We start from the raw sequence: 11,363 nt of genomic DNA on the forward strand, positions 1-11,363 counted from the left end.
GTGCGGTGGCGGCATCGTCAGGGACGGCGTTCAGCGGATCGAGCGATACATCGGACCGCACGTGGCTGGGGAGCGTTCCAGGCCGTCAGGTCGGGGAGGTACTTCTGCACCACCGCGAACGTGCCACCCTCGAACTCCGGGTCGTGACCGCCGATCAACGCGCCGCGCGCTCGTCGAGCACTGGTCATGGCGTGTGCACGGTCGCTCCTACTCGACCAGGTTCTGGACTATTTGTTCCACCGCCCAGCCATCATCCTGGTCTCATGGGCCCTGCGCTGATCAGTCAACAGCGTCGTTGCCGACCCAGCCCATCCGGGCCACGTCCGCGCGTCCCCGCCGGCAGGACGACCGATGCCCGACGCTCGGCGCGAGCATACCCATCCAAAAAATGGACCCGCTAGCTACAACCGGTCGACCGTCTAGGCCGACCGGGTGCTGGTGCCTACAACCACAGAGTCGGACTTGACAGTCCAGTAACGGTCCGTCCATATTCGGTCTGTCCAGGCCGATGCTGGCCTTCTGCCGGACGCCGAGGCGTGCTCTCGGAGCGGTCGGCGACGACGGAAGGGGAAACTCGGATGGCGTTGACAAGGGGATTTACCGGTCGCCGGCGCGGCACGCGCGACCCGCGGCTGCCTCCTGGCCAGTACGACGCCGGTATGGACTGGCCGGTTCTACACGTCGAGCCAACCCCCAGCCTCGACACTGCCGGGTGGAGCTTCGAGATCGACGGTCTCGTTGACAAGCCGGTTCGTTGGAGCTGGGAGGAGATCCATTCGTTGCCGGCTTCTCGGTACGAGGGCGCCATCCACTGTGTGACCACGTGGTCGAAGTTCGGCATGCGGTTCGACGGCGTATCCGTCGACACCCTCTTCGACGTCGCAGGAGTCGGTGACGACGCGGCGTTCGCGTTGGCAAGATCCCGCACCGGTTACACCACCAACTTCCCACTCGAGGACCTCACCGGCGGCAAGGCCTGGGTCGTGTGGGACGTCGACGGCGCCCCGTTGCCCAGCATCCACGGCGGCCCGGCCCGCTTGCTCGTGCCCCACCTGTACTTCTGGAAGAGCGCGAAGTGGGTGTCGGGCCTGACATTGCTCGCCGAGGAGCAGCTGGGCTTCTGGGAGCAGCGCGGCTACCACGACAGGGGTGATCCGTGGCTCGAGCAGCGCTACCAGGGAGATCGATGACCACCGTCTCAGGAGACGGACGGTGAGCTCTACGACGACGAAGTCGGCGCCGCCCGCTCGGGACGTCTCGTCGACGTCGAGGCAGCGGGCGAGTGGAACGACTTCGCCTATCTGAAAACCGTCGACGTCGGGAGGGACGGCGGGGCAGCCAGCGCCGAGGAAGCAGCCGTCCACATCGTGCGTGATCCCGACGACGTCTGAGCGCGGCTTGCAACGGGCCGAGAAAGGAATCGAATGATGACCGAGCAGCAGCGGGCGGTTCTCGCCGGAGGTTGTTTCTGGGGGATGCAGGACCTCATACGCTCGCGCCCCGGCGTGTTGGCCACCCGCGTGGGCTACACCGGCGGTGACACCCCCAACGCCACCTACCGCAACCACGGCTCACACGCCGAGGCCATCGAAATCACCTACGACCCGGCCGCCACCACTTTCCGCGACCTGCTGGAGTTTTTCTTCCAGATCCACGACCCGAGCACGACGAACCGGCAGGGCAACGACGTCGGCACGTCCTACCGATCGGCGATCTTCTACCTCGACGACGAACAGCGCAGAGTCGCAGAGGACACGATCGCCGACATCAACGCCTCCGGGCTCTGGCCGGGCAAGGTCGTCACCGAGGTCACGCCAGCCGGGCCGTTCTGGGAGGCCGAGCCCGAACACCAGGACTACTTGCTGCGCTACCCCCACGGCTACACCTGCCACTTCCCGCGGCCGGACTGGGTGCTGCCGCGACGCCGTGACGTCGCGTCGCGGCCGTCGTCCCAGCTGACCTGAGGATCGCCACCATGGACGGATCGGCGACGCGGACAAGTCCCGCGCTGCAGCGGATCCGCGCCGCAGCGTCACTGCCCGGCCCCCGATGCGCTTGCCCCGATCAAAACCGTGATCTTCACGTCACTCGTGTCATCACCAGCTCACCGGAAGTGCCTGCACTCCGTAGATGACCGTCTCGTCGCGGTAGCGGATCTCATCCAGCGGAACCGCGAGATGCAGGTTGGGGAGGCGGCGCAGCAGCGCAGGGTAGACGATCTGCAGCTCGAGGCGAGCCAGCGGCTGGCCGAGGCATTGGTGCACACCGAAACCGAATGCCACGTGATGGTTCGTGCTGCGGTGGATGTCGAGCTCGCCGGGACTTTCGAAGACCGTCTCGTCACGGTTCGCCGACTCGACCGCGGCGATGATCCCCTCGCCCGCGCGAATGGTCACCCCGTCGATCTCGATGTCCTCCAGCGCCGTCCGCCGCAGCCCGCCGTGCGCCACCGTGAGCAGCCGCAGCAGCTCCTCCACGGCGCTCTTCACGACGGTGGTGTCACCGTCGCGAACTTCAGCTGCCCGCTCCGGGTGTTGCAGCAGGGTGAGCGTGCCGAAGCCGATCATGTTCGCCGTGGTCTCATGGCCCGCGACGAGCAGCAGGAGCGCCATCGAGACGGCCTCGTCGCGGCCGAGCTGGCCGGTCAGGACGTAGCGCTGCGCGAGCCGGCCCAGGATGTCGTCGGTCGGCTCGGCCTCCTTCTTGGCCATCAGGTCGCTCAGGTACGCCCGCAGCTCGTCGTTAGCACGCATGCTCGACTCGACGTCCATTGTGGTGTCCAGCAGCGCCCGGGAGTGCTCCTGGAAGAAGTCGTGATCCGTGTACGGCACGCCGAGCATGTGGCAGATGACCATCGAGGGCAGCGGGAGTGCGAAAGCGTCGACGAGGTCAACCGGATTCGGGCCCCGCTCCATCGCGTCGAGCAGCTCGTTCACCAGCTTCTCGACGAGCGGGCGCAGTGCCTCGGTGCTCCGCACCGTGAAGTCACTGGTGATCATCTTGCGGTACCGGGCGTGGTCCGGGTCGTCCATATCGAAGAAGCTGAAGCTGCGTGAATTCGCGCGCTGGATGCGCAGACCCTCGGAGTGGAACGGATAGTTCGGCCGGTCGGTATCGGCGCTGACCGTGGGATCCGAGAGGATCCGGCGGACGTCCTCGTAGCGGGTGACCAGCCAGGGCGAGCTACCGTCCCACAGCCGAATCCGGCTCACCGGATTCTCCGCCCGCAGGCGAGCCAGCTCGGCAGGCGGGTCGAACGGGCAGCTGCGAGCCATCGGATAGCCCAACTCCGCCCACGACATCCCATCCTGTCCAGCAGTGACCGTGGTGGGTGCCAAGACGACCTCCTCAACGTGCCATCGGCCAGTTCAGCAAAGTTGAGCAGCTACCAACAATCGACTCCCCTTCGCGCGAATCCATGCGCTGCTGCGGAGGCGGGACGATGCGCTTCTCAATGCTTGATGAGACGCGCGGGGCGCATACCGCGATCGTCCCCGCATGGCAGCGCGGCGTCACTGTGACAGCCGTCTCTTGCCCGGAAAGTTCGCGCAGTCGCTTGGCACAGTCCGACCACACGACACCTGCGGGCAGCCTTTGTTGGGGAAACCCCACACAACTACGCGAAGTACCCTCGACCCGTCAGGCTTCAGGCCAGAGTAGTCACCAGCTTTCGCAATACACGCTTTTCGGTTGAATTGCCATTCCTTGATGGCCTCGGCGTCGCTTGTCACGTGCGGTTCGTCGCGAGGAACAGTCATGAGACCTATGCGACCACCGTCCCCGACGATCCGCGCGGGTGGATTGAACAAAGCAACCCAGACTCCTATTCGAGGAGTGACTCCAGTATGAGATTTGGACGCACACGTCCGCCAGGCGCTTGACGCTCGTACAACGAACAATAAAATGTACGGACATGGTACTGCTCGAATCGAGCGACCGTCCGAACCCGACGTACCGACTCGTCGTCAACGGCGAGTCGGCCGACGTCGACACGGCCGGGCTCCGCTCCCTCGCCGCCGTGTTGCGCGAGGACCTGCACCTGACCGCGACGAAGGTGTCCTGCGGTCGCGGTGAATGCGGGGCCTGCACCGTGCTGGTCGACGGGCAGCCGCGGATGGCGTGCACGACCCCGGCCGCGCTCGTCCGAGGTGAGGTCTGGACCAGCGAAGGGTTGGCACGGGAGAGCGCGGACCTCCGCGCGCGTTTCGCCGACACCGGCGCGTTCCAGTGCGGTTTCTGCACGCCGGGCCAGATCGTGCACGCTGTGGCGCTGCTGCGCAGCGGGCTCGCCGCCCTCGATCGCGCCGAGCGCCGCAGACAGGTCCGGCATGCGTTGTCGGGCAACATCTGTCGCTGCACCGGCTATCAGGCGATCGTCGAGTCCGTGTGCTCGGTGGCCGAGGACCGGGCAGGACAGGCTGAGCCTGAGCGCAACGACGACGTGCGATGAGTATCGGAGACCGCGTCCGGCCGATCGACTGGGACGCCCGCAGCGCCGGCCTGGTCGCCTACACCGCCGATCTGCCCGGCGGGCACCTGCACGGGATCATCCTGCGCTCGCCCCACCCGTACGCCGAGATCGTCGTCATCGACATCGCAGCGGCCCGAGCGATGCCCGGCGTGCACGCCGTGATCACGGCAGCCGACTTCACCCCGGGCGTGCGGTACCTGCACCGCGGCGGCCCGCTCTCGGACCGCCCGCCGCTGGCCGACAGCGTCGTCCGGCATGTCGGGCAGGAGGTCGCCGCCGTGGCCGCCGAGACCCGCGCACAGGCCGAAGCCGCATGCCGGGCGATCAGGGTGCGGTACCGGCGTCGGGCCGCGCCGCTGACGATCGCAGCCGCGTTGACGCCGCGCGCGCTGCGGCTGCACGAGCGCACCACCGACGAGGCCAATGTCTCGATGCTGGTCTCGACCCGGTGGGGTGACCCGGACACGGGCATCGCCGCCGCAGCGGTCTCGGTGAGCGGACGGTTCGTGTACCCGAGCGTGGCGCACGTGTGCATGGAACCGAGCACGACACTCGCCGCATGGGACGAGGAGCGGGGGATCCTCGAGCTCTGGACATCTACCCAGGCGCCGTGGTTCATCGCCAAGGAGGTGTCGCACCTCCTCGGGTTGGCACACGAGCAGGTGGTGTGTCGGGAGGTCGCGGTCGGCGGTGGATTCGGTCAGAAGTCCAAGGCCTGCGAGCACGAGGTGCTGGCCGCCGCGCTGGCCCGCACGGCCGGGCGGCCAGTGCTGGTCGAGCTCAGCCGGGAGGAGGAGTTCGCGGCGAACAAGCCGCGGCACCGCTTCGAGACCGAGCTGCGTACCTGGGCCGATGCCGACGGTGTGCTGCGTGCACTCGCCGCGGACGTCGCCGTCGACAACGGGTCGTACAACCACATGGGCACCTCGGTGATGCGGGTCGGGGTGATCACTCTAGGGTCCATGTACCGCCCCGACGGCGTGCAGTTCACCGCCCGGCTCGTCGACACCGCGACCCAGCCGGGCGGCCAGTTCCGCGGATACGGCACCCCGCAGGTGTCGCTGGCGATGGAGTCGCAGGTCGACGAGATCGCCGAGCGGCTCGGCATCGACCCGATCGAGCTCCGGCTGCGCAACCTCGCACCTGAGCACACCCCAGCGCTGTGCGGCTATGAGGTCACCACTTCGCGGCTGGGCGAGTGCCTGACTCTGGTGCGCGACGGCCTCAACTGGGACCAGGCGCGCCGCACCCGCCCGACCGGAGGTGCGATCGCCAGGGGCTGGGGAGTCGCGGCCGGTATGCACGGCAGCGGTGCCTACGCGTACGAGCTCGCCAACCGCAGCGATGCCGCGATCGACTTGTTCGACGACGGCCGGGTCCGGGTGCGGCACGGCGGCGCCGACGCGGGCACCGGGCAGAACACGATCCTGGCGCAGATCGCCGCCGACGTGCTCGGCGTGGAGCTCGGCGACGTCGATGTGCTGTCGATGGATGGCGAGCGCACCCCGTTCGAGCTCGGGGCCTGGTCGTCGCGCGGCACTCACATGACAGGGTCGTCGCTCGGGCAGGCAGCCCGCGAGTTCGCCGACAAGCTCCGCGCGCTGGCCGCGGCAAAGCTCGACGTCGATCCGGCGGACGTCACGCTGCGCGGCGGGCGGGCCACCGCAGGCGAGGACGCGATCGACATCGGCGACCTGGTCGGCCTCTCCGACGAGGCCGACGACGGGGTGCTCAGCCACGAGACGAGCTACCTTCTCGGGGGCACCGAGATGCTCACCCCCGACCGGGACACCGCAAATCTCTCCCCCACCTACGCGTTCGCGGCGCACGGCGCGGTCGTCAACGTCGACCGCCGTACCGGCAAGGTCCAGGTCGTCGACTATCTCGCCGCGCACGACGTCGGGCGGGCGATCAACCCGACCGCCGTCGAGGGGCAGATCATCGGCGGCGCTGCGATGGGGCTGGGTGCCGCGCTCGGCGAACAGCTCGTCCGCGAGGGCGGCCGTGTCGTCAACAGCAGCTACCTGCACTATGCGATGCCACGCAACGCCGACCTGCCCTCGATTCGCGCGGCCATCGTGCACGCCCACGACGAGGCCGGTCCCTTCGGCGCGAAGAGCGTCGGCGAGATGTCGATCATTCCGCCGGGCGCCGCCGTCGCGAACGCTGTGTACGACGCGCTGGGGATCCGCATCCGGGAGCTGCCCATCACACCGGACAAGATCGTCACCGCGTTGGCAGCGCGGGACGGACGACGGCGCGACCACCGCATCCCGCTGCGGCCGAGCCGCTGGTGGGTCGCGCTGGTCCGCTGGGCATACCCGCGCGGTCTGCATCGGGCGCTCGACACGGTCGGCACCCGGTTCGGGCCGGTCCCCCGCGCCCGACGTTCCGCACCGGCCCCCGAACCGGTCGTGCACGCCCCCACCGAGCTGACCGAGGCGGTCTCGCTGCTCACCGGGGGTGCCGGGGTGCTCGGCGGGGCCACCGACGCGCCGGTCGAGCGCCGCCGTCAGCCCGGACCGTCCCCGGTGCTGGTCTCGGTTGCCGCGGTGACCGACCTGCGACGGCTCGCGCGCTCCGACAGCGGGCTGCGCATCGGTTCAGCCGTGACGCTCACCGAGTTGGCCGAGCACCCGGATGCGCCGATCGCGCTCGTCGAGGCGATCGGCACCATAGCGTCCGCGCAGGTCCGCAACGCCGCCACCGTCGCGGGCAACCTGCTGCAGGCCAAGCGTTGCTGGTTCTTCCGCAATGGCTTCAGCTGCTACAAGCGCAACGGGCCGACCAGCCCCTGCTACGCGGTGTTGGGCGATCACCGGTTCCAGCACGCGGCCGTCGGCGCGCACCGCTGTCAGGCCGTGACCCCGTCCGACCTGGCAACCGTGCTGCTTGCACTCGACGCTTCGGTCGAGATCACCGGGCAGCGCGGCTCGCGGACCGTGCCGGTGTCCGATCTCTACACCGGTCCCGGTGAGACTGCGCTCGGCGAGGACGAGCTCGTCACCGCGGTGTATGTCCCGGCCAGGTCGCTGAGCCTGCGCACAGCGTTCACCAAGCTGGCCCTCTACACCGGTGACTTCGCAACCGCCTCGGTGGCGCTGGCCGTCGAGATCGGCGACGGCGGACGTTGGAACGACGTGCGCATCGTGCTCGGTGCAGTGGCCCCGACCCCGTGGCGGGTCTCCGCGGCCGAGCAGGCGCTGCGGGGGACGATCCCGACGCCCCACGACGTAAGTGCGGCAGTGAACAGGGAGCTGGACCGAGCAGCCCACCCGCTCCCCGGCAATGCCTGGAAGCTGGACGCCGCAGCCGGCCTGTCCGAACAGGCCACCGAAGCCCTACTCAGCCCCTGACGTCGCACTACCCGGCTCGTGCGGTCTTCCACCAATCCTGGATCGCCGCGTTCACGTCGTCCGGGCGTTCGACCTGCACCCAGTGGCCACCGCCCGGCAGGACGACGGCACGAGAGGCAGGATGCTGGAAGGTCGTCTCCTCATACGCCGCGCTGGCCGCGTTCCTGTGGATCACCAGCACGGGAACGGTGCGCCGGGCGAGGTAATGGTCCATCTCCGGCCGAAACGCGATCGGAGCGTGGTCCCAGCGCGCTGCAAAGCCCGCCCGGATCATCGCGGGTGACACCGCGTCCACCCGACGGAGCACCAAGGTACGCAGCCACTCGGGCGTCTGATCAGTGAAGCCGGCCTGGCTGAAGAACCACGACCTCACCACCTCCTCGGGATGCTCCCCGGCCAATTGCTCCCTCGTCCTCTCGACCCTGGCACGACCCGCCTCGTCGACCGCGTAGGACGCATCGAGGACGACCACACCGAGCAGGTGCTCCGGCCGCTCCACCGCCATCGAGGAGGCGATTGCCCCACCGAGCGAGTGCCCGACGACCAGAGCAGGCTCGCCGGCCACCTGCTCGATTACGGCCCTCAGATCATCGAGCTGCCGATCCATTCCGTACCCGTCAGCCGGGGCCGAGTGCCCGTACCCGCGCAAGTCATAGGCGATAACACGGAAGTTCTGCTCCAACAACGGAATGACCCACGAATAGTCGATCGAGTCAGCAGTCCAACCGTGCACAAGCACAACCGGCGTCCCGGCTCCCGTAGCCGTGTAGAAAAGTGTCGAGTCACCGGTCTCGAGATAGGGCATACCGACTTTCCCGTCTTCCAGATGGGTACCTAAGGAGCCGTTCGCCCGCCGGCCGCGACCGGGTACCGGGCGTCATGGCGATCCAGGTTCATGCACGGATTCGTACTCAGAACCGACTAGCGCTGGAGGTCAGCTCGACCCGAGGGGACGGAACCCTGCGTCCGTTCGTGACCATTCGGGGCGTGCGCTTGCGGGACGCGATCTCCGTGCGGTCCGCCCATAGCAGTGGCAACGGCTGGTTCCGCAGGGCCAAAGCCGGCGGGAGCGACCGGCTCCGCGCCGCCGGCATCGAGCGGGGCGTCACGTTCGCCGAGCCGGGCCCGGCTGTGAGCGCCGGGATCGACGCCGAGTACCACCACAAGTACGACCGCTACGGTGCCTCGATCGTCGTCGACCCGAAGGTCGCAGCGGCCACGCTCCGCCAGCCCTCCAGCGTGATCGCGTCCGGGTCGGGGCCACCGCGCACGCCCGTGTCGAGGGCGTCGATGGCGGCAAGCTCGTCGTCGGTGAGGGCGAAGCCGAAGACGTCGAAGTTCTCGGCGATGCGGTGGGGCTTCGTCGACTTGGGGATCGCGGAGCGCCCCTCCTGCAGGTGCCAGCGCAGCATCACTTGAGCGGGCGTCTTGCCGTGCGCCTTCGCGATCTCGCCGATGGTCGGGTCGTCGAGCGTGCTGCCGTGCCGGCCGTCAAGGTAGAACGTGATGCCACCGATCGGCGACCAGGCCTGCGTCAGGATGCCGTGCTCGGCGTCGGCGGCCCGGACGTCGGGTTCCGAGAAGTACGGGTGGACCTCGCTCTGGTTGACCGCAGGGACGACGCCGGTGTTCTTCAGCAGATCGTCGAGGTGGCGGGGCATGAAGTTGGAGACGCCGATGGCCCGCACGCGGCCGTCCTCGAGCAGCTTCTCCAGGGCGCGGTAGGCGTCGATCGTGAGATCGAAACGGCTGGGCAGGGGCTGGTGGAGGATGAGCAGGTCGATCTGGTCGACCCCGAGCTTGCCGGCGCTCTCGTCGAAGGCGTGCAGGGTGGCGTCGTAGCCGTAGTCCTCGATCCAGATCTTCGTCTCGACGAAGACGTCCGACCTGGCGAGACCGGAGCGGCGGATGGCCTCGCCGACCTCACGCTCATTGCCGTACGCGGCTGCCGTGTCGATGTGTCGGTAGCCCGTACCGAGAGCGGCCTCGACGGCGTCGATGGTCTCCTGAGGAGCTGTCTGGAAGACGCCGAAGCCGAGAGCGGGCATCTCGACGCCGTTGTTCAGGGTCAGATTCGATGTCATGGCTTCACCGCAGGCGTGATCTCGACGCCTTCGGGCTCAGTGGCGAGTGAATAGGACTCGGACATCGCGGTCTCCTGTTCGTGTTGGTTGAACTGCGATGCGGCGATTACGACTCAGCACTCCGTCGATCTACCCAGGCGAGATGAGGCCCTCGTAGAACAGTCGACACCGGAACTGGACTGCCTGTTCCAGGCTATGACATCCAGCAGGCGGCCCGCAGGAGGGGCAGCAAGTGGCGCGCACCACATCGCCCGTTCGTCCTCCACGCAACGCGCGATGCACCTCGTTGGCCACGCGATCAAGCAGCTCACCTGCACAAACCATGGAAAACAGCGCTCGGGCCCCCCGGAGACAGCGAGCAACCGGACATGCCCTCAAGGGCCGGCGGTGCTCCGATCGATCGTCCGCCCCGCTGTCCGCGCTCGCCCATCCCCGCCGGAGTGCACTGTGAGAATGGACCATCTAGCACCAATAAAGCGGCCGGGAGATGCGGTTGGCGCCTAGGTTCGCCGGGGTCCGCGTAGGTAGCCGACCCGCTATCCGAGACGCTGGGAGGCCGCCCGCAGCGCGTGGCATGTCTTGCTGCCTGCCCGGACACCTATCCCGCCTGCTATCGCCCCCATGCTGGAGGCGATCGGTATGGTCGCACATGGACGGGAGCCGGGCGTACGTTGTCTTTGACCTTTTGGTCCAACGCGCAGGACCCGATCCGCCTCGTGAGTCCGAGAGAGCGCAGGCAATTGTCCCAGCCTCACGTCATGAGGTGGGAGATCAGCGGTAACCGCGGCGTGCACGCGCACTCAGGTGTCGACGCTCGCGGGTGGCTATCGGAGATCATGCGCGGTGATCAGGTTGCCCAGGTGGTGATCGAGATCAGCCGGCGTGGTCAAGTGACGCTGTCGGTGCCGAGAACCGTGGCGTTCCTCGACGAGCTCGGTCGGGGCAGGCCCAGCTACCGCTACGCCACGGAAGTCGACTCCCGCGCTGCCCTCCCGTTCGGCCTGTTCGGTGTTCCCGAGACGTTCGTCCTGGACCGCGCAGGGACGGCGCCAGCTACCCACTACCGGCCGGCGTTCTGGACGCGGTCATCGCGGGACGCCAGCCCGGCGACGAGAGCGGCGCCCCCCTCCAGCCCGGCACCCTGGCGCCGCTAGTCGAAGGAAACTGATCGACTGCCAACTACACGAGTTGCTCAGGTTCGCGACAATTCGACAAAACAACACAACAGGAACAGCGCGTCCGACTTCCCGGCCGGTGCCGCCCCGTTCTCATTGCGGACGGTCGCGACACACCGTCTCACTGTCCGAATTTTCAGGGTCACATGCATCTTGTCACGAGTCGCGCCTGGCGCTCGAATAATCGGTCGAAACTGCACCTGAATCACCACGCAGCGTCCACAGCCAGGGTAAAGAAAGCCCCAGCGAACCCAACTGTTCGATGATGGACTTCACA

At 67.9% G+C, this 11,363-nt stretch carries 9 protein-coding genes and 2 pseudogenes; 7 read left to right on the plus strand and 4 right to left on the minus strand.

The annotated features are described in order from the left end of the window. Positions 1-17: 17 nt before the first annotated feature. Positions 18-188, minus strand: a complete 171-nt coding sequence (locus ABD743_RS37475) for a hypothetical protein (protein ID WP_344728270.1) — start codon at positions 186-188, stop codon at positions 18-20. A 390-nt stretch (positions 189-578) separates the two neighbouring features. Here ABD743_RS37475 and ABD743_RS37480 point away from each other — a divergent pair, with 390 nt between their 5' ends. The 3 genes and pseudogenes from ABD743_RS37480 to msrA all read left to right on the plus strand — a co-directional run bounded on the left by ABD743_RS37480 (position 579) and on the right by msrA (position 1,964). Continuing rightward, the gene (locus tag ABD743_RS37480; protein ID WP_344728272.1) at positions 579-1,190 is read left to right on the plus strand and encodes a molybdopterin-dependent oxidoreductase; all 612 of its coding nucleotides are present in this window, start codon (positions 579-581) and stop codon (positions 1,188-1,190) included. Between the two features lie 51 nt (positions 1,191-1,241). Then, positions 1,242-1,391 (plus strand): annotated as a pseudogene (locus ABD743_RS37485) (DUF5709 domain-containing protein); the annotation flags it as partial. A gap of 33 nt (positions 1,392-1,424) precedes the next feature. Further along, a complete protein-coding gene (gene msrA / locus ABD743_RS37490; RefSeq protein ID WP_344728274.1) occupies positions 1,425-1,964 on the plus strand; it encodes a peptide-methionine (S)-S-oxide reductase MsrA in 540 nt (179 codons plus the stop codon). 132 nt (positions 1,965-2,096) lie between these two features. On the opposite strand, the gene ABD743_RS37495 is transcribed toward msrA, so the two are convergent. After that, positions 2,097-3,338 (minus strand): cytochrome P450, encoded by a 1,242-nt coding sequence (locus tag ABD743_RS37495; RefSeq protein ID WP_344728276.1) that lies wholly within the window; start codon positions 3,336-3,338, stop codon positions 2,097-2,099. A 575-nt stretch (positions 3,339-3,913) separates the two neighbouring features. Here ABD743_RS37495 and ABD743_RS37500 point away from each other — a divergent pair. Further along, on the plus strand, positions 3,914-4,450 hold the full coding sequence (locus ABD743_RS37500; protein ID WP_344728278.1) for a (2Fe-2S)-binding protein: 537 nt from the start codon (positions 3,914-3,916) through the stop codon (positions 4,448-4,450). Further along, positions 4,447-7,827: a molybdopterin cofactor-binding domain-containing protein gene (locus ABD743_RS37505; RefSeq protein WP_344728280.1), complete on the plus strand. Its 3,381-nt coding sequence runs from the start codon at positions 4,447-4,449 to the stop codon at positions 7,825-7,827. The genes ABD743_RS37500 and ABD743_RS37505 overlap by 4 nt, the downstream gene beginning before the upstream one ends. Positions 7,828-7,834: 7 nt before the next feature. Here the strand turns inward: ABD743_RS37505 and ABD743_RS37510 are convergent, their stop codons facing one another. Beyond that, positions 7,835-8,632, minus strand: a complete 798-nt coding sequence (locus ABD743_RS37510; protein WP_344728282.1) for an alpha/beta fold hydrolase — start codon at positions 8,630-8,632, stop codon at positions 7,835-7,837. Positions 8,633-8,706: 74 nt separating this feature from the next. Between ABD743_RS37510 and ABD743_RS44655 the strand changes: the two are divergent. Continuing rightward, positions 8,707-8,994, plus strand: a pseudogene (locus ABD743_RS44655) (DUF2255 family protein); the annotation flags it as partial. Positions 8,995-9,002: 8 nt separating this feature from the next. Here ABD743_RS44655 and ABD743_RS37515 read toward each other — a convergent pair. Beyond that, positions 9,003-9,911 carry an aldo/keto reductase gene (locus tag ABD743_RS37515; protein ID WP_344728284.1) on the minus strand — a complete coding sequence of 303 codons (909 nt, stop codon included), beginning with the start codon at positions 9,909-9,911 and terminating at the stop codon, positions 9,003-9,005. Positions 9,912-10,669: 758 nt separating this feature from the next. Here ABD743_RS37515 and ABD743_RS37520 point away from each other — a divergent pair. Continuing rightward, positions 10,670-11,065, plus strand: coding sequence for a thioredoxin domain-containing protein (locus tag ABD743_RS37520; protein WP_344728286.1), 396 nt, complete (start codon positions 10,670-10,672; stop codon positions 11,063-11,065). The last annotated feature ends 298 nt before the right edge of the window (positions 11,066-11,363 follow it).

It is taken from the genome of Pseudonocardia yunnanensis, assembly GCF_039534065.1.
Classification (GTDB): Bacteria; Actinomycetota; Actinomycetes; order Mycobacteriales; family Pseudonocardiaceae; genus Pseudonocardia; species Pseudonocardia yunnanensis.

What these genes read in the sequence shown, in the direction of transcription:
- ABD743_RS37475 (WP_344728270.1), bottom strand. Translation starts at nt 188, where the DNA reads ATGACCAGTGCTCGACGAGCGCGCGGCGCGTTGATCGGCGGTCACGAC.
- ABD743_RS37480 (WP_344728272.1), top strand. Translation starts at nt 579, where the DNA reads ATGGCGTTGACAAGGGGATTTACCGGTCGCCGGCGCGGCACGCGCGAC.
- msrA (WP_344728274.1), top strand. Translation starts at nt 1,425, where the DNA reads ATGATGACCGAGCAGCAGCGGGCGGTTCTCGCCGGAGGTTGTTTCTGG.
- ABD743_RS37500 (WP_344728278.1), top strand. Translation starts at nt 3,914, where the DNA reads ATGGTACTGCTCGAATCGAGCGACCGTCCGAACCCGACGTACCGACTC.
- ABD743_RS37505 (WP_344728280.1), top strand. Translation starts at nt 4,447, where the DNA reads ATGAGTATCGGAGACCGCGTCCGGCCGATCGACTGGGACGCCCGCAGC.
- ABD743_RS37510 (WP_344728282.1), bottom strand. Translation starts at nt 8,632, where the DNA reads ATGCCCTATCTCGAGACCGGTGACTCGACACTTTTCTACACGGCTACG.
- ABD743_RS37515 (WP_344728284.1), bottom strand. Translation starts at nt 9,911, where the DNA reads ATGACATCGAATCTGACCCTGAACAACGGCGTCGAGATGCCCGCTCTC.
- ABD743_RS37520 (WP_344728286.1), top strand. Translation starts at nt 10,670, where the DNA reads ATGAGGTGGGAGATCAGCGGTAACCGCGGCGTGCACGCGCACTCAGGT.